A 21,471-nucleotide genomic window follows, 5' to 3' on the forward strand; every position below is an offset into this window, starting at 1 on the left:
CCTGCTCAGCCCGCCCGGGCCGCGCTGCGGTCGTACTCCACGACGTGGTGCAGCGCGGGCACCACGAACCGCTCCATGAGACGCCGGTGGGTGGGGTCCTCCGCGCCGAGTCGCTCGATGCGGCCCACCAGGATCAGCTCGACGAAGGTCAGCCAGGCGCAGAAGCGGTCGACGTCGAGGTCCGCGCGGACCTCACCGGCCTCCTTGGCCTCCCGCAGGATCGGGGCCCAGAGCTCCGCGGTGAGGTCCGTGGCCAGCTTCGGTGTGTCGCTGACGCGGTTCGCGACCTCGAGGAACTCGAGGCTGACGAGCTGCAGGACCATGGGGTCCCGCCGCCCGCTGTCCACCAGGAAGATCATCCCGTCGACCAGCTTCGCGTCGATGGTCGACCGGGTGTCGATGAACCGGCGGGCCCGGTCCAGCAGGTCCCGGGCCCGGGCGAGCAGGACGTCGGTGATCAGGTCGTCCCGCGTCGCGTAGTGCCGGTACACGGTGGGGCGGGAGACGCCGGCCTCCCGTGCGACGTCGTCCATCGTCGTCTTCGTGATACCGAGGCGGAGGTAGCAGGACTCCGCGGCGAGCAGGATCGCCGTGGCAGGGTCCGTCACCCGGGCACGCGGTGCCCGCTTCCGCGCTCCCTCCGAGCCCGTCGCCATCGCCTTCCCCCTCCGTGCGCCCGTCGACGCTACCGGACGGGACTCGCCGGACAGATCCGTGACCGTCCCCATATCAGGCGATCGTCCAGGTGTCGCGGCCGTCGAGCAGGCTCTGGAGGTGCGGGGCCCCGCCCCTCCGGGCCTCCTCGAGCTGGGCGCGGGCGGCGTCGTCGTAGGTGGTGCGGTCGACGTTGCGGAAGATGCCCGTGACGGTGTGGTTCAAGTCCTGATCGGACAGCCGCGAGAGCGCGAAGGCGAGCTCCAGGTTCGTGGTGTCGTGGACGACGATGTCGGAGGGGTCGAAGCCGGCGCCGTCGACGACCTCGAGCCGGAAGCCGCGCTGGACGACGGCGTACTGGCCGAGCCCGTCGTCGCCGGCAGGTCCGAAGCGGATGGGTGCCCCGTGGCGGACCGGGACGAGGCGCTGGTCCTTGGTCTCGGGCTTGCGGAGCAGGTCGAAGGAGCCGTCGTTGAAGATCGGGCAGTCCTGGAAGATCTCCACCAGGGCGGAGCCGCGGTGCGCGGCGGCGGCGCCGAGGACCTCGGTGAGCCCCTTGCGGTCGGAGTCCAGCGCCCGGCCCACGAAGCTCGCCTCGGCGCCCAACGCGAGGGAGATCGGGTTGAACGGGTGGTCGAGCGAGCCCATCGGGGTGGACTTGGTGATCTTCCCGACCTCGCTGGTGGGGGAGTACTGGCCCTTGGTCAGCCCGTAGATCCGGTTGTTGAACAGCAGGATCTTGAGGTTGACGTTGCGGCGCAGCGCGTGGATCAGGTGGTTACCGCCGATGGACAGGGCGTCCCCGTCGCCGGTCACGACCCACACGCTGAGGTCGGGGCGGGAGACGGCCAGGCCGGTGGCGATGGTCGGGGCGCGGCCGTGGATGGAGTGCATCCCGTAGGTGTTCAGGTAGTACGGGAAGCGGCTCGAGCAGCCGATCCCGGAGACGAACACGGTGTTCTCGCGGCGGATCCCCAGGGTGGGGAGGAACTGGCGCACGGCGGCGAGCACGGCGTAGTCGCCGCAGCCGGGGCACCAGCGCACCTCCTGGTCGGAGGTGTAGTCCTTCGCGGTCTGCTTGGCGTCCGTGGTCGGGACCAGGGCGAGCCCCGGCATTCCGAGGTCGGTGGTCATGCGTGCGCCTCCTGACGCGCGGTGGTGCTGAGGAAGTCCGGGTCGACGTACTCGAGGAACACGTTCTGGAGCTCCTCGGCCTTGAACGGCAGGCCGGACACCTTGGTGTAGGACTTCGCGTCGACCAGGTAGCGCCCGCGCAGCAGCAGCGCGAGCTGGCCGAGGTTCATCTCCGGCACCAGCACCGTCCGGTAGCGGCGCAGGACCTCACCGAGGTTGCGCGGCATGGGGTTGAGGTGGCGCAGGTGCGCCGTGGCGACGGCGTGCCCGAGCGCGCGGACGCGGCGGGCGCCGGCTTCGATGGGGCCGTAGGTGGAGCCCCAGCCCAGCACGAGCAGCTCCGCCTGTCCGGACGGGTCGTGGACCTGTAGGTCCGGGATGTCGATGCTGTCGATCTTGGCCTGGCGCAGCCGGACCATCCGGTCGTGGTTGTCCGGGTCGTAGCTGATCGAGCCGCGGCCGTCGGCCTTCTCCAGCCCGCCGACCCGGTGCTCCAGGCCCGGGGTGCCCGGGATGGCCCACGGCCGGGCCAGGGTCTCGGTGTCGCGCAGATACGGCCAGAACTCGTTCGATCCGTCCGGGGCGTTCGGCTCGGTGGCGAAGTCCGGATCCACCGGCTCCAGGGTGGCGGCGTCCGGGACCTTCCACGGCTCCGAGCCGTTGGCCAGCGCCCCGTCCGAGAGCACGATCACCGGGGTGCGGTAGCGGACGGCGAGCGCGGCGGCCTCGACCGCGGCGTGGAAGCAGTCCCCGGGCGAGCGCGGCGCGACGATCGGCAGCGGGGCTTCGCCGTTCCTGCCGTACATCGCCTGGAGCAGGTCGGCCTGCTCGGTCTTGGTGGGCAGCCCGGTCGAGGGCCCGCCGCGCTGCACGTCGATCACCAGCAGCGGCAGCTCCAGCGCGACCGCCAGCCCGATGGTCTCGGACTTGAGGCTGATCCCCGGCCCGGACGTGGTGGTCACCCCGAGGGCGCCGCCGAACGACGCGCCCAGGGCGGCGCCGACCCCGGCGATCTCGTCCTCGGCCTGGAAGGTGGTCACGCCGAAGGCCTTGTGCTTGGAGAGCTCGTGCAGGATGTCCGAGGCCGGGGTGATCGGATACGAGCCCAGGAACACCGGCAGCCCGGTGGTCTGCCCGGCCGCGACGATGCCGTAGGCCATCGCGGTGTTGCCGGTGATCTGCCGGTAGGTGCCCGGCTCCAGCTTGGCCGGGGCGACCTCGTAGGTGACCGCGAACGCCTCGGTGGTCTCGCCGTAGGCGTGCCCGGCGCGGAAGGCCAGGATGTTGGCCTCGGCCAGGTCGGGGCGGCGGGCGAACTTCTCCCGCAGGAACCGCTCGGTGCCCTCGTGCGGGCGGTGATACATCCACGACAGCAGCCCCAGGGCGAACATGTTCTTCGCCCGCTCGGCGTCCTTCTTCGACAGGCCCGTGTCTTCCAGGGCCCCCCTGGTGAGGGTGGCCATGGCGACCTCGTGGACCTGGAAGTCGGCCAACGAGTCATCCACGAGCGGGTTGGCCTGGTAGCCGACCTTGGTCAGGTTCCGCTTGGTGAACTCGTCCGTGTTCACGATGATCACGCCACCTGCGGGCAGATCGGCCAGGTTGGCCTTCAACGCCGCGGGATTCATCGCCACGAGCACGTCCGGGCGGTCGCCCGGGGTCAGGATGTCGTAGTTGGCGAAGTGCAGCTGGAAGCTGCTGACGCCCGGCAGCGTCCCGGCGGGTGCCCGGATCTCGGCCGGGTAGTTCGGCAGCGTCGACAGGTCGTTGCCGAAGGTCGCGGTCTCCGAGGTGAACCGGTCACCGGTCAGCTGCATGCCGTCGCCGGAGTCACCCGCGAACCGGATGACCACCCGGTCCTTCGCGCGGACCTCAGGGCCCGCCTGGTTCGTCGTCACGTTCGTCCTCCTCGGCGGCGACCGCCGGTGGGGTGGTGAGGGGCGGAGACCGCGACGCGCTGTGACGCGCACCGGGCCGATTGCCGCCGCGGACTTCAACCTAGTACCGTTAGAAACAGATTACGTCATCTGTATCAACGACGAGAGGATGGCCGTGGTCACTCTGTACCGCTCGCTCGTCCGGCTGATCGGCCGGCCGGCCGCACCGGCCACCGGCCGCGTGTGGCCCGGCTGTGGGCACGGCCCGCAGCGCCGCCGCAGACGGGCGGCTCGGCACGCGCTCCGCTGAGGCGCGCTCGCTCCCACGACAGCACACGGCGGCGGCCCCGCCGGGACCGGAAGGGTGCCATGACGGACAGGTCGGCTCCGACGCTCCCCCTGCGCGCGTTGCGCGTCCTCGACCTCACCGAGGGGGCGGCCGAGTCCTGCGGCCGATTCCTCGCCGACCTCGGGGCCGAGGTCGTCCGCGTGGAGCCGCCGGGCGGGTCGCCCGGCCGGCGCGACGTCGTCGGGTTCGCGCTGCGCAACGCCAACAAGCTCGGCGTGGTCCTCGACCTCACCGACCCGGCGGGTCGCGCGGAGCTGCTGCGTCGGGCCCGCCGGGCCGACGTCGTGCTGGAGTCCTTCGGCGGAGCCGAGGCGCACGCCCTGGGCCTCGCGCCGGCGGACCTGCACGCCGCCAACCCCGCCCTCGTCGTCGTGTCGATCACCGACTTCGGTCGCACCGGCCCGTGGGCCGACCGGGTGGCGACCGAGGACGTGCTGGCCGCCGCCGGCGGTGTGCTCTCGCGCTCCGGCCTGCCCGGCGGCACCCCGCTGCTGCCGCCGGCGGGACTCGTCGCACAGACCGTCGGCGTCCACGCCGCGTGGGCCACCCTCGTCGCCTATGTGAAGCGGGTCCGCACAGGGCGGGGCGAACACGTCGACGTCTCGGCCTTCGAGGCGGTGGTGCACGGCTTCGACCCCGGCTTCGGCACCCAGGGCTCGGCGGCCGCCGGCCGGTCCGAGACCTTCCCCAGGGACCGTCCGGACGCGGCCAACTACTACCCGGTCTTCCCGTGTGCCGACGGGCACGTCCGGATCTGCCTGCTGGCCAAGCGGCAGTGGCGCGCCATGTTCGAGTGGCTCGGCGAGCCGGCGGAGTTCGCCGACCCGCGCTACGACGCCATCCCGGCCCGGTTCGAGGCGTCGGACCGGCTGAACCCGCTGATCGCGGCCCTGTTCGCGGACCGGACCCGCGAGGAGCTCACACTCGAGGGGAGCCGCCGCGGCATCCCGGTCGCCGGGATGCTGACCCTCGACGAGGTGCTGGAGGCGGACCACTTCACCCTCACCGGCACCCTGGTCGACGCCGAGCTCGGCGACGGGCTGCGGGCGCGGGTGCCCACCGGGTTCGTGTCGGTCGACGGCGTCCGCGCGGGTCTGCGGACCCCGGCGCCCCGGCTCGGGGAGCACGACACGCTGCCCGGCGACCACGCGGAGACCCGCGAGCAACCCGACCTCGGACTGCCCGCCCTCGACGAGGGGGCGCGGCCGTTGGCCGGGCTGCGGGTGCTCGACCTCGGAGTCATCGTGTTCGGCGCCGAGCTGAGCCGGCTGTTCGCCGACCAGGGCGCGGACGTGATCAAGGTCGAGAACTCGGCGTTCCCCGACGGCCTGCGCCAGACCCGCAAGGGCGGCGGCATGAACGCCTCGTTCGCCTGGGGGCAGCGCAACAAGCGGGGCCTGGGCCTGGACCTGCGCAGCGAGGAGGGCGCGCGGCTGTTCCGCGAGCTCGTGGCGCAGGCGGACCTGGTGGCGGCGAACTTCAAGCCGGGCACGCTGGAGTCGCTGGGCTTCTCGCACACCGAGCTCGCGGAGATCAACCCGCGGATCGTGGTGTCGGACAGCAGCGCCTTCGGCGGTCGCGGCCCCTGGCGCACGCGCATGGGGTACGGGCCGCTGGTGCGGGCCTCGTGCGGGGTCTCCGCGCTCTGGCGCGACCCTGACCGCGACGTGAGCGACCCGGCCGCCTTCTGCGACGGCTCGACCGTCTACCCCGACCACGTCGCCGGGCACGTCGGCGCCGTCGCGGCCCTGGCGGCGGTGATCGGCCGGGGTGCCGACGGGCCGGGGCGGGCGGTGGAGATCGCGCAGGCGGACGTCGCCGTCGTCGCGCTCGGACCGACTCTGGCCCGCGCCTCGCTGGAGCCCGGGACGGTGGGCGCGGAGGGCAACTCCCGCACGGACGTCGCGCCCGCCGGCGTCTTCCCCTGCGCCGGCGACGACGAGTGGTGTGTGATCGAGGTGCGGGACGACGAGGACTGGCGGCGGCTCACGCAGGCCACCGAGCTCCCCGACGAGCCGGATCTGCGTACCCTCCACGGCCGGCTCGCCCGCCGGGAGGAGATCGAGAAGCAGCTCGCGGCGTGGACCGCGGAGCGGGCCCCGGAGGAGGTGGCCGCGCTGCTGCAGGCGGCCGGCGTGCCTGCCGCGGGCATGCTCCGGCTGCCCGACGAGCTGACCCACCCGCAGCTGGTGGCGCGCGACTCCTTCCACACCCTCGCGCACCCGTTGCTGTCCGCGCCGGTCCCGGCCGCGGCGCGCATCGCCCGGTTCTCGGGTGTCCCGGACCCGGACCTCGGACCCGCCCCGGCGCCGGGGGAGCACACGCGTGAGATCGTCCGCAGCCTGCTCGGTCGCGACGACCGGCAGATCGACGGGCTCGTTCGATCCGGCGTGCTACAGCCCCCGCCCGACGACCCCGCGTTGTCGGAGGAGTCGGCCTGAGGAGACACGAACAGCGCCCTCGCTCACAAGTAGTGAGCGAGAGCGCCGTTCGCTCAGTGGCCGGACATGCCGCCGTCGACGGCGAGCGTCGCGCCGGTGACGTAGCTCGACGCGGGCGAGGCGAGGAAGAGCATGGCCGCGTCCATCTCCCGCTGGGTGCCGAGGCGGTGCAGCGACCCGGTGGCGAGGAAGCGGTCGAGCCACTCCTCGGGCATCTCGGCGTTCATGTCCGTGGCCACGAATCCGGGGGGCGAGGGCGTTCACGCGAATCCCGCGGCGCTCGGTCCACTGGTGGGCGAGGTCGCGGGTCAGCCCGATCATGCCCGCCTTGCTGGCGGCGTACGCGGCCTGCGGCAGCACGGACTTCACCAAGCCCAGCACGCTGGCCACGTTGACGACGCTGCCGCCCCGCTCCATCACCCCCGCGCACGCCGTGGCCAGCTGGTACGCCGCCACCAGGTTCACGTCGATCACGCGCCGGAAGTCCGCGGGGTCCTCCTTGAGCGCGGGGGAGACCGTGCTGATCCCGGCGTTGTTGACGAGTACGTCGAGCCGGCCGAACTCCGTGACGGCCGCCTGCGCCGCTGCCTCGCAGGCCTGGGGATCCGTCACGTCCGTCGGGACCGGGAGCGCCCGGCGTCCGCGCTCCCGCACGGCGGCCGCGGTCTTCTCCAGGCCGTCGATCCGTCGGGCGGCGAGCACGACGTCGGCTCCTGCCTCGGCCAGCGCGCAGGCGAACCCGGCGCCCAGTCCGCCGCTGGCGCCACTGACGAGGGCCACCCGCCCGTCGAGCCGGAACAGGTCCAGCACCGAGCCGGAGGTGGCGGGCGGGATCTCGGGCACGGGGGCCTCCTGGGGTCTCGACGACGTTCACCCGTTCGGCTACGTTACCAGCTGACACATCTCGTCGTTTGTAAAGTCAGCGAGTCACAGGCGACCCGACAGGAGAGTGCCATGCCCACCACGCGTGCGGACGTCAGACCGGATCTCGTCGTCGACTTCGACATCTACGACCCCGCGCTCACGATGCCGGTGGACCGGATGCAGGAGCGGACGGCGGAGCTTGCGAAGGTCGGGCCGATCGTCTGGTCGCCGGCGTACGGGGGCCACTGGCTGGTCACCGCCTACGACGAGGTGCACGAGATCCTCAGGGACCCCGCGACCTTCTCCAGCTACCCGAACAACCTCGTCGACGCCGGCCAGGGAAAGTTCCTGCCGATCGAGCTGGACCCGCCGGAGCACACCTCGTACCGGCAGGCCCTGCAGCCGCTGTTCAGCCCGACCCGGATGCGGGCGCTCGAGCCGCGGATCCGCGAGCTGGTCGTGGAGCTGATCGAGAAGTTCCAGGGCGCGGGCAAGGTCGAGTTCGTCGAGCAGTTCGCCCACGAGCTGCCCACCACGGTGTTCCTCGCGCTGATGGGCTGGCCGCTCGAGGACGCGCCGATGTTCACCGAGGCGACCGAGATCGCCATGAACGGCAGGCCGGGCGACACCCCCGAGCAGGCCGTGGCGTCGCGGACCGAGGCCGCCATGCAGATGTTCGGCTACTTCATGCAGGTCATCCACGCACGCCGGGCCGCGGCCGAGGCGGGCGAGGAGCTCGACGACATCACCACCGCCGTGATGCACACCCGCATCAAGGACGCCGAGGGGGTGGAACGCGACCTCACCGACGACGAGCTGGCGCGGATGTTCTTCCTGCTGCTCATCGCGGGCCTGCACACCGTGCAGGGCACGCTGTGCTGGATGATGCTGCACCTCTCGACGAACACCGACCAGCGGGACGCGGTGATCGCCGACGCGGACGCCATCCCGGCCGCGGTCGAGGAGGTCCTGCGCTACGAGGCGCAGGTCGCCATGGGGCGCCGCGCCGTGCGCGACGTCGAGATCGGCGGCGTGACGATCAAGGCGGACGACCAGCTGCTGCTCCTGCTGTGCTCCGCCAACCGCGACGACTCGCAGTTCGCCGACCCGCAGTCGTTGCAGGTCGACCGGACCCCGAACCGGCACCTGTCCTTCGGCTCCGGCCCGCACCGCTGCATCGGCTCCCACCTGGCCCGCGTGGAGCTGCGGATCGCCATGGAGGAGATCCACAAGCGCATCCCGGACTACCGTCTCGACCCCGAGGACCCGGCCGTCGTGCTGCCCAGTCAGGTCCGCGGTTTCGCCCGGCTGCCGCTGCTCTTCACGCCCGTCACGTCGTCCTGAACGAGCGTTGACGGAGTGGAACCTAACGCTATAAGGTGCGGCGGTCGGAAACGCCGCACCGCAATTCGATCACCATTCCCCGGTGGGTCGGCGCGCGATTTCCGCCGCCGTCCCGTCCGCTCCCCGAGCGGTCCGGGCCGCGGACCCCATCCGCTGGACGTCTCAGGGAGGACACGTCATGGCGAGGCTCGAGAACAAGGTCGCGATCATCACCGGTGCGGGCTCGGGGCTGGGGCGCCAGTCGTCGCAGCTCTTCGCCGCCGAGGGCGCCAAGATCGTCGTGATGGACATCGACGGCGACCGTGCGGACGCGACCGTCAAGCTGGTGAGCGAGCAGGGCGGCACCGCGGTCGCGGTGCAGGCCGACACCACGGTCGAGGCCGACGTGGAGCGCACGGTCCAGACCGCGCTCGACGAGTTCGGCAAGCTGGACATCATGTGGGCCAACGCGGGCATCGTGTCCCGCGGCGGTGTGCCGAGCGTGATGGGCGGCGAGCACCTCGAGTTCGAGGACTTCCCGATCGAGGACTGGCACAAGGTCATCAACACCAACCTGACCGGCCCGTTCCTCTGCGCGAAGCACGCGGTGAAGCCGCTGCGCGAGAACGGCGGCGGCACGATCCTGATCACCTCGTCGGCCGCCTCGATGGTGGCGTACCACCAGATCCCGTCCTACTCGGCCAGCAAGGCCGGCGTGAACGGCATGGTCCGCGGCCTGGCGCTGGACCTGGGCAAGTGGGGCATCCGGGTCAACGCGATCGCGCCGACCCACGGCATGTCGCCGAACTTCCTCATGGAGGCCGGTGCCCCGGTCGTCGGCCAGTCCTACGAGGAGGTCGCGGGCCCCTGGGACAAGAGCGTGACCCCGATCCCGCTCAAGCTGGACCGCCCGCCGTCGCTGCTGGACAACGCGAAGGTCGCGTTGTGGCTGGTGTCCGACGACGCCGGCTACACCTCCGGCCAGGTCATCTCCTCCGGCGACGGCGGCACCATGGGCCGGGTCGCCATCTGGTTCCCCGAGGACCTCGGCCAGGCCTGACCCGCGCCCACCCACCACGAGGACCCAGACCAGGGAGGACCCGAGATGGACCGGTACCTGACGGTCGATCGCGGCGCCTGCGCGGGGCACGGCCTCTGCTACGGGGCCGCGCCCGAGATCGTGGACTGCGACGACCAGGGAGACCCGATCATCCTGGCGGAGCCCGTGCCCGAGGCGATGCTCGGCCAGGCCGAGCACGTCGTGGACATCTGTCCCGAGCGGGCGCTGGCCCTGCAGGAGTCGCTGCAGGCGTCGCCGTCCGCCTGACCGGACGCGTGGCAGCAGGTTCGTGAAGGCCGGACCGCCCGTGGGAGCCCGCGGGCGGTCCGGTCGTGTCGGAGGAGTCAAGCCGTGAGCAGGACGACCGGAGCGCCGGAGCACGAGATCGACGTCGAGGTGGCGGCGCGCGAGGCCGTCGCCGACGGCGTCGTCCGGCTGACCCTGCGCCCCACGGCCGGGACCGAGCTGCCGGAGTGGGAACCGGGAGCGCACCTGGACCTCGATCTCGGCCCGGACCTCGTGCGCCAGTACTCGCTCTGCGGCGACCGGCACGACCGGGAGACCTACCAGGTGGCCGTGCTGCGCGAGCCCGCCGGGCGGGGAGGGTCCGCCCACGTGCACGACGCCATGGAGGTCGGACGGGTGTTGCGCGTGCGCGGCCCGCGCAACAACTTCGTCCTCGCGGACTCGCCGCGGTACCTGTTCCTCGCCGGCGGCATCGGCATCACCCCGATCGTGCCGATGATCGCCGAGGCGGAGAAGGCGGGCGCGGACTGGCGGCTGGTCTACGGCGGCCGGTCCCGGGCGTCGATGGCCTTCCGTGACGAGCTCGTCGAGCGGTACGGCGACCGCGTGTCGCTCCGGCCGCAGGACGAGGTCGGTCTGCTCGACCTCGAGGCGCTGCTCGGCGCCCCGAGCGACGGGACGCTGGTCTACTGCTGCGGCCCGGAGGCACTGCTCAAGGCGGTCGAGGAGCGCTGCGCGGCCTGGCCGTCGGGCGCCCTGCACGTCGAGCGGTTCGCGCCGAAGGAGGTCCCGAGCACGGCGGAGGACGGCTCGTTCGAGGTCGAGTTCGCGCAGTCCGGGATCACCGTGACGGTGCCGCCCGGTGTCAGCATCGTCGACGCCGCGGCGGACGCGGGCGTGACCATCGAGACGTCCTGCCGGGAAGGCACGTGCGGCACCTGCGAGTCCGCGGTCCTCGGCGGGGTGCCCGAGCACCGGGACTCCCTCCTCACTCCCGAGGAGCAGGCGGAGAACGACGTGATGTTCCCCTGCGTGTCCCGTGCGGCCTCCCCGAAGCTGGTCATCGACCGCTGAACGTGCAGGTGGGAGGGTGGTTTGGAGAGAGCCCTCGCGTGGTAAACCTTAAGCCTGTAGGATTACGACCGAACGACTTCCCGAGCCGCGGCGCAAGGGCGCGCGGAGCCAGGAGGCGACGATGACCATTCAGGACACCGTGCCGACCACCGGGCCGGCGACGGGCGAGGAGCGCAGGCCCCACGCCCCGCGCAACGACCGGATCCGGCGGGCGCTCGACCACATCCGCAACGACAGCACCGACGAGTTCGACGGGGTCAACGGCTTCACGGCCGTCGAGTTCACCGACCCGGAGATCGCGCGCCGCGAGCGCGACGCGGTCTTCGGGCGCGTCCCGTCGATCGTCTGTCACGGCAGCGAAATCCCGAAGCCGAACGACTTCCTCACGCTGCAGATGCCGCGCAACAAGATCATCGTCGTGCGGCAGAAGGACGGCTCGGTCAAGAGCTTCGTGAACCTCTGCCGGCACCGCGGGGCGCTGCTGGAGGAGCAGGAGAAGGGCCGGTGCCGGCTGTTCTCCTGCGGCTACCACCGCTGGTCCTACGACACGGACGGCTCGCTGCGGGCGATCACGCGGGACAACACCTTCGGCGAGATCGACCGCTCGAAGTTCGGGCTGATCGAGCTGCCCACGGAGGAGCGGCACGGCTTCGTCTGGGTGGTCGACGACGCCGACGCGGAGATCGACGTCGCCGCCTGGCTCGGCCCGGACATGGACGAGATCCTCGGCGGCTACGGGATGGAGACGCTGGTCTCCGCCCGCGCGGAGGGCTTCGACGAGCCCGTGAACTGGAAGATCATGCAGGACGCGTTCCTGGACGGCTACCACATCCAGTACGCGCACCCGAACACTGCGGCCAAGCACATCCACACCAACGTGATGGCGGTCGAGGACTTCGGCCGGCACGCCCGGTTCATCGCGCCGCGCAAGACGATCGACAAGTTCCTCGAGGAGCCCCCGGCGCCGGACGAGGACCTGTCGAAGTACGTCACCGAGACCCACTTCCTGCTGCCCAACAGCACGCTGCTGCGCCAGCCGGACCACTTCGAGCTGCTCACCTTCCGCCCGCACCCCACCGACCCGGGCCGCTGCCGGATGGAGATGCGCCTGGTCGTGCCCACGGTCGAGGACTCCGGCATGGACTCCGAGCGCTGGAACCGGATCTGGGACAAGAACTGGAAGATCCTGCTCGCCGTGCTGCACCAGGAGGACTTCCCGCTGCTGCGCAGCTCGCAGGCGGGCATGACGAGCGCGAACGCGGGCGGGATGGTCCTGGGCCGCAACGAGTACGTGAACCAGATCTTCCACCGTGAGCTGAAGAAGCTGACGTCGTGATCGACTTCGAGTGGTACCCGGCGGGTGGTGAGGGCTTCCCGCCCGAGGTCGAGGCCGAGCTGCAGGAGATGCTGCACGAGGCCGCCGAGGCCGACGCCGAGGCGGGCTTCCCGCAGCTCTCCCTCGACGACGACACGGAGCCCGGCACGACGCAGCTCCTCGTGTGGCTCCTGCCGGACGAGCGCTCGGGCCGCAACGTCCCGCTCGCCCCGAGCCTGGCCGCCTACCTGCGCGTCGAGCCGTTGCAGGGTGAGGATGCCGGCATCGGCGAGGTCTCGTACGTGGTGCGGCCGGACTACCGGTCGCGCGGCATCACCACCCTGCTCGTCGAGAAGATCGGGCTCGAGCTCGGGCAGCCGGACGGCTGGTGCGGCACGGGTGTGCGGGCGCTGAAGGTGTGGGCACGTGGCAACCACCCCGCCGCGCTGCGCATGTCGCTGCGCTTCCGCCGCTACGGGATCAGGACGGCCCTGCGCCGCTGGCAGCTGGTGATACCGCTGCGGGCGGGGCGCGAGATCGACCCCGGTGCCGAGCCCGGCGGCCCGCAGGTGCGCGAGGCGACCACCACGGCCGAGCGCGTGGCCGCCGCCGAACTGTGGACCGCGAGCGGGCGCCGGCACCAGCCGCCCGCGGACGCTGAACTGCTGGTCAGCGGCCCTGCGGAGGCGCCGGACGGTGCCGTGTGGATCGACCCGGACTCCGGCGAGCCCACCGAATGGGGCGCCGCGGGCCGGCTCGTCGCGCTGGTCACCCGCGACGGCGACCGCGAGCACGAGGACGACCCGCTGGTCAGGGCACTGCTCGTCGCCGGCCTCGAGCGGCTGCGCGACGCGGGCGTGCGGGCCGGGATGATCACCGTCGACGCGCAGGACCGCTCGCAGGTGCACGAGGCCAGGAGCCTCGGCCTGATGCACGACCAGACGGACGTGCAGTACACGGTGACCAACACGGCGACCGAGCCACGTTGGGCCCTCCGGTGAACGAGGAGACAGGGTGACCGCGAAGGAGTTCCCGGGCGTCCCGGCGGACCTGGCCGAGGTCGTCGAGCGGCACGGCCACGCCGTCGCCGCCGGCGACAACGCCACCGTGCTGGCGGACTTCCGCCCGGACCGGGTCGGGCAGCTGCTGGCCTCGGCCCGGCCGCCGGAGGGCATGCACTCCGCCGAGCTGCTGGACATCGAGCCCGGCCCGGACGGCCTGTTCTCCGCCTTCATCCGCTACACCGGGACCGGCGGCGAGGCGGTCTTCCGGTCGCGGTGGATCCAGCTCGACGGCACGTGGCTGGTCACCCAGGTCCGGAACGTCCCGGACACCCCGCCGCGCACGTCGATGGCGCACCCGTCGGACGACGGGCTCGACGCGCCGCACTGGGAAGGCCTGCGTCGCGGCGAGCTGCGGATGCAGCACTGCCCGCACTGCGACCGGTGGACCTGGTCGCCGCGGCCGATCTGCCCGGGCTGCCACGCGAGCGACCTCGAGTGGCCCGTGGTGGATCCGGTCGGGCGGATCTACTCCTGGACGCGGACCTGGCAGCCCTTCTCGCCGGAGGTGACCGGCCACCTGCCCTACGTCGTGGTCGTGGTCGAGCTGCCCGGGGCGGGCAGCCGGCGCCTCCTCGGCGTGCTGCTCGACGGCGACGGCGCGGACGTGCGCATCGGGGCCGAGGTGAAGGGCGAGATCGAACCCGCCGCGGACCCGGAGGGCTACCCGCTGCTCCGCTGGCGACTGGTGTGAGGGACTGACATGACAAGCAGGGACCGCGCGTTCCGCGGCGCCACGGCCGTGGTCGGGATCGCCAACACGCCCTTCCACAAGCGGGGCACGGCCACCCAGACCTCGGCGCAGCTCACGTGCGAGGCCATCCTCGCGGCGGCGGCCGACGCCGGGATCGACGCGCACGACATCGACGGCTTCGTCTCCTACGCCAACGACGACAACGAGGGCCTCGCGATCGGCGCGGCACTGGGCGCCAAGGAGATCCGCTGGTCCACGATGGTGTGGGGCGGCGGGGGCGGCGGGGTCGCCGCGGCCGTCAACGCGGCCTCGGCGGCGGTCGCCTCCGGCCAGGCGGACATGGTCTGCGTCTACCGCGGCATCTCCGAGGCCGACGCCGGCCGGCAGAGCTACAGCAAGGGGCACATGGGCCCGCTGCTCTCCGGGCACGGCGTGTTCGCGCCGGCCCAGATCTGCGCCCTGCGAACCCAGCGGATGCTCGAGGTCGACGGGGTCCCGGCCTCGGCGATGAAGGCGCTGGTCCAGGCTGCGTACCACCACGCCCAGAACAACCCCGACGCCGTCGCGTACGGCAGGCCGCTGGACCCGGCGGTGTACGACGACGCCCGCTGGATCTCCGAGCCGCTGCGCCTCTACGACTGCTCGCGGGAGAACGACGCGGCGGGAGCCGTGCTCGTCACCACCGCCGAGCGGGCCCGGGAGCTCCGGCAGAAGCCCGCGTATGTCCTTTCCGGCGTGCAGGGCGCGGGCCCGGACTGGTCGGAGTCGGTCGAGAACGACCTCGCCTACACCAGCGCCGGGTTCCACCCGGCGATGGTGGCGCGGCTGTGGGAGGGCGCCGGGGTGAAGCCCGGCGAGGTCGACGTCGTGCAGGTCTACGAGAACTTCTCCGGACCGGCGGTGGCGTCGCTGATCGACTTCGGCTTCGTGCCGAGCGGCCCGGACGCCGGTCGCGTGATGACCTTCGAGAACCTCATCGCCCCCACCGGCTCCCTGCCGGTGAACACCGCGGGCGGCAACATCGCCGAGGGCTTCGTGCACGGCTTCGGGCTGATCGTCGAGGCCGTGCGGCAGATCCGCGGCACCTCGCCGAACCAGGTGCCGGACGCGGCCCTGTCGCTCCTGCTCGGGGGCCCGATGGCCCCCTCCGTCGGCGCCACGCTGTTCGGCTCCGACGCCGTGCTCTAGATCCTTCCCCAACCCGGACGTACGCGACGACGCGTGAGGAGACCCACCATGGCCACGTCGGTCGGATCCGCCCTCCACTGGTGGGCCCGCACGAAGGGCGACCGCACGGCCCTCGTCTTCGGCGAGGACACCGTGGACTACCGCACACTCCGGGACTGGTCCGGCGCGGTCGCGCGGTCCCTGCACGAGCGCGGCGTGGCCGAGGGTGACCGCGTCGGTCTGCTGGGCGGCAACACTCCCGAGTGGGCCGCCGTGGCGCTGGGGGTGATGAAGGCGGGGGCGGTGCTCGTCCCGTTGAACCCCCGTCTCGTCGGCGCCGAGCTGCACAAGCTGCTGCAGGACTCCGGGGCGCGGGTGGTCGTGGCCGACCCGCAGTTCGCGGGCACGCTGGACCAGGCCCGGGAGCTCGGTAGCAGCGTCGAGACGATCCCGTTGCCCGAGTTCGCCGCGCTGCGCGGAGCGGGCCACGAGGAGTTCCGGATCGACCGGGACCCGGCCGAGCCGGTCGCGCTGCTGTTCACCAGCGGCTCCACGGGCCTGTCCAAGGGGGTCATCTGCACCAACCGCACGCTGCTCGACATCGTCTTCGAGGCGTCGCTGTGCGAGGAGGGTCTGCGGCCCGGCGGCAGCAGCCTGCTCCTGCTCCCGCTGTGCTTCACGCCGGGCCTGGTGTGGGGCCTGGTCATGCAGGTCGTGCTCGGCGGGACACTGGTCGTCGAGGCGCAGCTCGACCCGTCCCGCGCGGTCCGCCAGCTCGACCGGCACAAGATCGAGACGATCTTCGGGGTCCCGCTGATCTACGAGGTGATGGCGAAGGCGCCGGAGTTCGCCGACGCCGACCTGTCACACCTCAAGACCGCTGTCGTGGGCGGCGCCGCGGTGTCCGTGCCGCTGCTGGAGGCGTGGGGGAGCAAGGGCGTGAACCTCCGCCAGATCTACGGCATGACCGAGGCCGGCGGGGTCGCGACGGCCACCTGGCCGTCGGAGGCCCAGACGCACCCCGACTCCTGCGGCAGCGGCTCGGCGTTCACCGAGCTCAAGGTCGTGCGGTCGGACGGGAGCGAGTGCGAGCCGGGGGAGCAGGGCGAGGTCCTGCTGAAGGGGCCGGGCGTCTCGCCCGGGTACTGGCAGGACCCGGAGACCACGGCCCGGGCGTTCCGGGACGGGTGGCTGCACAGTGGCGACCTCGGTGTCCGGGACGCGGAGGGGCGGCTGACCTTCGTCGACCGGATGAAGGACCTGATCATCTCCGGCGGGATCAACATCTCGCCGGTGGAGATCGAGGCCGTGATCGGCCGGGTGCCGGGTGTGCGCGAGGTGTCGGTGATCGCGGCGAAGGACGACCGGTTCGGCGAGACGCCCGCGGCGATCGTCGCCGCGGACGACAGCGTGACCGAGGCGGCGATCATCGAAGCCTGCGGGGCGCAGATGGCCGATTACAAGGTCCCGCGCTACGTGGTGCTGCGTCGCGACGACCTGCCCCGGCTGCCGAGCGGCAAGATCTCCAAGCGGGCGATCCGGGACGAGTACTCGGACGTCTCCGAGCGCTACGCCAAGGTGCGCTGAGCAGCGGGGATCGTTCACCCGCACGAACCGATGAGACAGATTGACGATTCGTGTCATTCATCTCTACCCTGCCTCCGGGGAGCCGGCACCGACGTCGGCGCGGACCTTGCGGAGGCGGAATGAGCACGGCGACCGAGCAGGCGCGCACCGTTGAGGAGGCGGGCGGCCCGCGGCTGCAGGTCCACTGCCCGGCCGACGGACGGCTCGTCGGCTCCGTCCCCGCGCAGGGTCCCGCCGAGGTCGCGGCGGCCGAGGGCGCGATGGTCGTGCTCTCCGACGCGGACGTCGAGCGGGCCGCGGGCGGCGCGGTCTGGGGCGCGATGATGAACGCCGGCCAGGCCTGCGTCTCGGTCGAGCGCGTCTACGTCGAGGCCCCCGTCTACGACGAGTTCGTCGCGAAGGTCGTGGAGAAGGTGAAGGCGATCCGGCAGGGCATGGACGCGCCGGGTTCCTATGCCAGCGAGATCGGGGCGATGGTCACGTCCGCACAGGCCGACATCGTGGAGCGGCACGTGGCCGACGCGCTCGCCAAGGGCGCCCGCGTGCTCGTCGGGGGGAAGCGCGAAGGGGCGTACTTCGAACCCACCGTGCTCGTCGACGTCGACCACTCCATGGTCTGCATGCGCGAGGAGACCTTCGGGCCCACGCTGCCGATCATGAAGGTCGCCGACGAGGACGAGGCGATCCGGCTGGCCAACGACTCCGACTACGGGCTCAGCTCCAGCCTGTGGACCCGCGACCGACGCCGGGCGGACCGACTCTCGCGCCGGATCGAGGCGGGATCGGTGTCGGTCAACAACACCGTCATCGCCACGTTCCAGACGCCCGTGCCGATGGGCGGGTGGAAGCGGTCCGGGCTGGGGACGCGGTTCGGCGGCGCGAACGGGGGTGCTCGAGTACTGCCGCCAGAAGTCGGTCGTCGAGGAGCGGATCGCGCTCAAGGCCGAGCCGAACTGGTACCCCGTCGTGCCCGCCAAGAGCGAGCTCACGGCGAAGGTCGTGCGGTTCCTCGGCGCTCACGACTGGCGCCGGAAGCTCGGCCGTCCGGCGTCCTGACCAGCGGGAACGTCGTCGGATGTGGCGCTTGACACCTCAGAACCTAGGTGTATAAGGTTTCTGCGACGGTGGCGCTCCCACCCTCCCGAACCCACCTGCCGAGACGCTTCCGGCAGTGCTCCTCCCTGCTCAATGCCGACAGGAGAGTCCCACCATGACCACGAGCCTGACCTCGGTCCCCGAGCACCTCAGGACCGACTTCGACATCTACGACCCGGCGTTGACGTTCCCCACCGACCGGATCAACGCGAAGGTCCGCGAGATCGCGGATCGGTCGCCGCTGGTGTACTCCGAGAAGTACGGCGGCCACTGGATCGTCACCCGGTACGAGGAGATCCACGAGGTGCTGCGGCACCCCGAGACCTTCTCCAGCTTCCCCAACAACCTCGTGCCGCACGGCGCCGGCAAGTTCCTCCCGCTCGAGGTCGACCCGCCCGAGCACACCGCCTTCCGCAAGGCCCTGCAGCCGCTGTTCAATCCCACCCGCATGCGGGCCCTGGAGCCGCGGATCCGCGAGATCATCAACGAGCTGATCGACGGGTTCGCCTCCCGCGGGTCCGCCGAGTACATCTCGGAGTTCGCGCACGAGCTGCCGGCCCGCGTGTTCCTCGCGCTGATGGACTGGCCGCTCGACGACGCGCCGATGTTCACCGAGGCCACCGACACCACCCTGCGCGGGGTGCCGGGCGGGACCGAGGAGGAGAACAACGCCGCCCGCGAGGCCGCGGCCGGGCGGCTGTTCGCCTACTTCGCCGGCGTAGTCGCCGACCGCCGGGCGCGCGGCCCGGAGGCGGAGGACATCACCGCGAAGATCGTGCACCAGTCGATCGAGCTCGACGGGCAGGTCCGGCCGCTCACGGACGAGGAACTGTGCAACATGTTCTTCCTCCTGCTGATCGCCGGCCTCCACACGGTGACCGGCACGCTCGCCTGGTCCGTGCTCCACCTGGCCGACCGGCCCGACGAGCGGCAGCGGCTCATCGACGACCCGTCCCTGATCCCGGCGGCGGTCGAGGAGATGCTGCGCATCGAGGCCGCGGTGTCCCCGGGCCGGCGAGTCCGGCACGACACCACCCTCGGTGGGATCGAGCTCAAGGAGGGCGACCAGCTGCTGCTCGTGCTGGCCGGGGCGAACCGAGACGGCCGGGAGTTCGACGATCCGGACGTGGTGCACATCGAGCGCACGCCCAACCGGCACCTGTCCTTCGGCTCCGGCCCGCACCGCTGCCTCGGGTCGCACCTCGCGCGCGTCGAGCTGCAGCTGGTGTTCGAGGAGCTGCACAAGCGGATCCCGGACTACCGGATCGACACGGACAAGCAGGTCGTCTCGCACCCGAGCCAGGTGCGCGGTGTGCTCGAGCTGCCGATCCTGTTCACCCCGGAGCGCTGACCCCCGGCGCTGACCCCCCGCAGCGCTGACACCCCTCGAGGAGACCCGATGACGGAGCTGGTGACCGACGGTCTCGGCTACTGGGCGGCGGCCGCGCCGGAGCGGCCGGCGATCGTCTTCGACGGCACGGACGTCGTCGACTACCGCACGCTGGACCGCTGGACGGACGCCGCGGCGCACTTCCACGCGGCCTGCGGCGTCGTGCCCGGGGACCGGGTCGCGATCATCGGCGACAACGCCCTGGAGTGGGTGGTCGCCGGGATCGGGGCGTTGAAGCTGGGCGCGATCGTCGTCCCGCTCAACAACCGGTTCACCAGCGACGAGCTGCGCTACCTGGTCGAGGACTCGGAGCCACGGGTGGTGCTCGCCGACGAGGCCCACCGGGAGCGGATCGCCGCCGCCCTCGGGGGCACGTCGGTGAGCCTGCTCGGGCTGTCGGAGTTCACCGGTCTGCGAGACACGGACCCGGCCCCGGTGCCGCGGCCGACCGCGGGGCCGGACGACGTCACGCAGATCATCTACACGAGCGGGACCAGCAGCAGGCCCAAGGGCGTGATCTTCACGCACCGCAGCACGTTCAACCTGATCGCGGACTTCGCCTTCGCGGAGCCCGCGATCCGGCCGGGCGCGCGGATGATCTACCTGCTGTCGATGTCCGGCGCACCCGGGCTGCTCTGGCACTTCCTGCACCCGCTGACGCGCGGCGTGTCGATGTACTACGAGAAGGGCTTCGACGCATCGACCGCCCTGCGGCGGCTGGCCGACGAGAAAATTCAGATCATGTGCGGCGTGCCGGTGCTGTTCGAGCAGATCGCGAAGCAGCCCGCGTTCGCCGACGCCGACCTGTCGTCGTTGGAGCTGGTCACGATCGCCGGGGCCCGGGCCTCGGTCGGCACGATCCGGGCGTGGCTGGACAAGGGCGTGCTGCTGCGGCAGGCCTACGGCATGACCGAGCTCGGCGGGATCTCCACGCTGAACCCGGCCGACCAGGCCGTCGCCCGGCCCGAGTCGATCGGCCGCGGCACGGTCTTCACCCGGCACCGGGTGGTCCGGCCCGACGGGACGGACTGCGACCCGGAGGAGCCCGGCGAGATCATCGTGGCCGGACCCGGCGTCACGCCCGGCTACTGGCGCAACGAGAAGGCCTACGCCGACGCCATGCGGGCGGGCTGGTTCCACAGCGGCGACGTCGGGATCAAGGACGCGGAGGGCTACATCCGGGTGGTCGACCGGCTCAAGGACATCATCATCACCGGCGGCTACAACGTCGCGCCGTCGGAGATCGAGGCGGTGATCGCCGAGATCCCCGAGGTCGTGGAGGTGTGCGTCATCTCGGCCGACGATCCCAAGTTCGGCGAGACCCCGGCGGCGATCGTGTACGCGGAGGCGCACCTCGAGCCGGAGACGGTCACGGAGTTCTGCCGGGAGCGGTTGGCCGGGTACAAGGTGCCCCGGCACGTCGTGGTGCAGCAGCAGCCGCTGATCCGGATGGCGAGCGGCAAGATCGCGCGGAGGCAGATCCGGGAGGCGCACCCCGAGCTGGCAGCACCTGCTCAGCCGGTGGCGTGAGGCCCTTGTCGACGTGAGGTTGGGGATCGTCGCCGACGCGCACGGCAACGCCGCGGCGTTCGACCGTGCGCTCGGTGAGCTCGCCGGGGAGGCGGACGCACTGCTCGTCGCCGGGGACGCCTTCTCGGACCACCGGTTCTCGAACGACATCGTGCGGGCCATCCGTGAGGCGGATGCGCTCTACGTGCTCGGCAACCACGAGCTGTCCTTCCTCGGCCCGGGTGGGGCCCGCGCTCGCGAGTCGCCGCGGGTCTCCCGGGCCGAACTGGCGTACGTCGAGGCGGCGCCCACCGAGCTGCGGTGCACCATCGGCGGGGTGCGCCTGCTGATGGTGCACGGCAGCCCCTTCCCGCCCTACGCCCGCTACCTCGATCCGGAGAGCCCGGAGTTCGAGCGCGCCGGTGAGCTCGACGCCGACCTCGTCGTCCTCGGACACACGCACCTGCCCATGGCCCGACGGGTGGGCCCCACCCTGATCGTCAACCCCGGGTCGGTCGGGATGAGCGACCAGCCCGCCCGCGGCGAGCAGGTCGGGTACGCCATCGTGGACACCGACTCGGGCGAGGTGATCTTCCGTTCCTTCGACAACCCGCGCCGCGCGGCCGTCTAG

The 21,471-nt window shown here is 71.9% G+C and carries 19 protein-coding genes and 1 pseudogene; 15 read left to right on the top strand and 5 right to left on the bottom strand.

The window, feature by feature from the left end; genetic code table 11:
* Nucleotides 1-5: 5 nt before the first annotated feature.
* The 3 genes from ACQP04_RS07190 to ACQP04_RS07200 all read right to left on the bottom strand — a co-directional run bounded on the left by ACQP04_RS07190 (nt 6) and on the right by ACQP04_RS07200 (nt 3,686).
* Nucleotides 6-608 (bottom strand): TetR/AcrR family transcriptional regulator, encoded by a 603-nt coding sequence (locus ACQP04_RS07190; protein ID WP_433506267.1) that lies wholly within the window; start codon nt 606-608, stop codon nt 6-8.
* Nucleotides 609-729: 121 nt separating this feature from the next.
* Nucleotides 730-1,788, bottom strand: a complete 1,059-nt coding sequence (locus ACQP04_RS07195; RefSeq protein WP_433506268.1) for a 2-oxoacid:ferredoxin oxidoreductase subunit beta — start codon at nt 1,786-1,788, stop codon at nt 730-732.
* Nucleotides 1,785-3,686: a 2-oxoacid:acceptor oxidoreductase subunit alpha gene (locus ACQP04_RS07200; protein WP_433506269.1), complete on the bottom strand. Its 1,902-nt coding sequence runs from the start codon at nt 3,684-3,686 to the stop codon at nt 1,785-1,787. The genes ACQP04_RS07195 and ACQP04_RS07200 overlap by 4 nt, the downstream gene beginning before the upstream one ends.
* 148 nt (nt 3,687-3,834) lie before the next feature.
* Here ACQP04_RS07200 and ACQP04_RS07205 point away from each other — a divergent pair, with 148 nt between their 5' ends.
* The gene (locus tag ACQP04_RS07205; protein ID WP_433506270.1) at nt 3,835-3,975 is read left to right on the top strand and encodes a hypothetical protein; all 141 of its coding nucleotides are present in this window, start codon (nt 3,835-3,837) and stop codon (nt 3,973-3,975) included.
* Nucleotides 3,976-4,034: 59 nt separating this feature from the next.
* Nucleotides 4,035-6,455, top strand: a complete 2,421-nt coding sequence (locus ACQP04_RS07210) for a CaiB/BaiF CoA transferase family protein (protein WP_433506271.1) — start codon at nt 4,035-4,037, stop codon at nt 6,453-6,455.
* Nucleotides 6,456-6,508: 53 nt separating this feature from the next.
* Here the strand turns inward: ACQP04_RS07210 and ACQP04_RS07215 are convergent, their stop codons facing one another.
* Both ACQP04_RS07215 and ACQP04_RS07220 read right to left on the bottom strand, forming a co-directional pair.
* Nucleotides 6,509-6,694: an SDR family oxidoreductase gene (locus ACQP04_RS07215; RefSeq protein ID WP_433506272.1), complete on the bottom strand. Its 186-nt coding sequence runs from the start codon at nt 6,692-6,694 to the stop codon at nt 6,509-6,511.
* Between the two features lie 67 nt (nt 6,695-6,761).
* Nucleotides 6,762-7,298: pseudogene (locus ACQP04_RS07220) on the bottom strand (SDR family NAD(P)-dependent oxidoreductase); the annotation flags it as partial.
* A gap of 111 nt (nt 7,299-7,409) precedes the next feature.
* Between ACQP04_RS07220 and ACQP04_RS07225 the strand changes: the two are divergent.
* From ACQP04_RS07225 to ACQP04_RS07285, 13 genes are all read left to right on the top strand, one after another.
* Nucleotides 7,410-8,663: a cytochrome P450 gene (locus tag ACQP04_RS07225; RefSeq protein ID WP_433506273.1), complete on the top strand. Its 1,254-nt coding sequence runs from the start codon at nt 7,410-7,412 to the stop codon at nt 8,661-8,663.
* Nucleotides 8,664-8,841: 178 nt separating this feature from the next.
* Nucleotides 8,842-9,702, top strand: a complete 861-nt coding sequence (locus ACQP04_RS07230; protein ID WP_433506274.1) for an SDR family NAD(P)-dependent oxidoreductase — start codon at nt 8,842-8,844, stop codon at nt 9,700-9,702.
* Nucleotides 9,703-9,747: 45 nt separating this feature from the next.
* The gene (locus ACQP04_RS07235; protein ID WP_433506275.1) at nt 9,748-9,969 is read left to right on the top strand and encodes a ferredoxin; all 222 of its coding nucleotides are present in this window, start codon (nt 9,748-9,750) and stop codon (nt 9,967-9,969) included.
* Between the two features lie 84 nt (nt 9,970-10,053).
* Nucleotides 10,054-11,022: a PDR/VanB family oxidoreductase gene (locus tag ACQP04_RS07240; RefSeq protein ID WP_433506276.1), complete on the top strand. Its 969-nt coding sequence runs from the start codon at nt 10,054-10,056 to the stop codon at nt 11,020-11,022.
* Nucleotides 11,023-11,143: 121 nt separating this feature from the next.
* Complete coding sequence (locus tag ACQP04_RS07245; RefSeq protein ID WP_433506277.1) at nt 11,144-12,358, top strand: aromatic ring-hydroxylating oxygenase subunit alpha; 1,215 nt, start codon at nt 11,144-11,146, stop codon at nt 12,356-12,358.
* Nucleotides 12,355-13,338 carry a hypothetical protein gene (locus ACQP04_RS07250; protein WP_433506278.1) on the top strand — a complete coding sequence of 328 codons (984 nt, stop codon included), beginning with the start codon at nt 12,355-12,357 and terminating at the stop codon, nt 13,336-13,338. The genes ACQP04_RS07245 and ACQP04_RS07250 overlap by 4 nt, the downstream gene beginning before the upstream one ends.
* A 13-nt stretch (nt 13,339-13,351) precedes the next feature.
* A complete protein-coding gene (locus ACQP04_RS07255; protein WP_433506279.1) occupies nt 13,352-14,092 on the top strand; it encodes a Zn-ribbon domain-containing OB-fold protein in 741 nt (246 codons plus the stop codon).
* Nucleotides 14,093-14,101: 9 nt separating this feature from the next.
* Nucleotides 14,102-15,280 (top strand): thiolase C-terminal domain-containing protein, encoded by a 1,179-nt coding sequence (locus tag ACQP04_RS07260; RefSeq protein WP_433506280.1) that lies wholly within the window; start codon nt 14,102-14,104, stop codon nt 15,278-15,280.
* Between the two features lie 48 nt (nt 15,281-15,328).
* Nucleotides 15,329-16,846: a class I adenylate-forming enzyme family protein gene (locus tag ACQP04_RS07265; protein WP_433506281.1), complete on the top strand. Its 1,518-nt coding sequence runs from the start codon at nt 15,329-15,331 to the stop codon at nt 16,844-16,846.
* 119 nt (nt 16,847-16,965) lie between these two features.
* Nucleotides 16,966-17,934 (top strand): aldehyde dehydrogenase family protein, encoded by a 969-nt coding sequence (locus ACQP04_RS07270; protein ID WP_433506282.1) that lies wholly within the window; start codon nt 16,966-16,968, stop codon nt 17,932-17,934.
* A 122-nt stretch (nt 17,935-18,056) separates the two neighbouring features.
* Entirely contained in the window at nt 18,057-19,292 is a 1,236-nt protein-coding gene (locus ACQP04_RS07275; RefSeq protein ID WP_433506283.1) for a cytochrome P450, read from the top strand.
* Nucleotides 19,293-19,340: 48 nt separating this feature from the next.
* A complete protein-coding gene (locus ACQP04_RS07280; RefSeq protein WP_433506284.1) occupies nt 19,341-20,861 on the top strand; it encodes a class I adenylate-forming enzyme family protein in 1,521 nt (506 codons plus the stop codon).
* A 13-nt stretch (nt 20,862-20,874) separates the two neighbouring features.
* Nucleotides 20,875-21,471 carry a metallophosphoesterase family protein gene (locus ACQP04_RS07285; RefSeq protein WP_433506285.1) on the top strand — a complete coding sequence of 199 codons (597 nt, stop codon included), beginning with the start codon at nt 20,875-20,877 and terminating at the stop codon, nt 21,469-21,471.

The organism is Pseudonocardia halophobica, from assembly GCF_050948485.1.
Taxonomy (GTDB): domain Bacteria; phylum Actinomycetota; class Actinomycetes; order Mycobacteriales; family Pseudonocardiaceae; genus Pseudonocardia; species Pseudonocardia halophobica.